The organism is Salinimicrobium oceani (genome assembly GCF_012037645.1).
On record NZ_JAAVJR010001682.1, the window covers coordinates 1 to 281 of the forward strand.

General features: G+C 42.3%; 1 protein-coding gene. It reads left to right on the forward strand.

Features of this window, described 5'->3' with window-relative positions:
* Positions 1 to 281 (forward strand): YdbT family protein (locus HC175_RS23590; protein ID WP_168140143.1); only part of this gene is annotated, 281 nt, incomplete at both ends.

The following is a 281-nucleotide window of genomic DNA, read 5'->3' on the forward strand; positions in this document are numbered from 1 at the left end:
CTTCTCTTCCCAAGTTTGAGGAAGTGACGCTGCATCCTATTTCGAAAAAATATCTCGTGAAGTTGCAGGTGGGAACAACCCTCTCATTTCTCTTTTTTGCGGTGGGAATATTTCTCGGATCCACCTTTTTACCTACCGAATTTCATAAATACCTATTTTGGGCAGTTATTGTGATCCTGTTGCTTTTTGGATGGTCGATCTTTAACAACGTCATGTACGTGAAAAAGAGCGGCTATGCCTTGCGGGAGCAGGATATTATTTTTAAACGCGGGTTCCTGTTC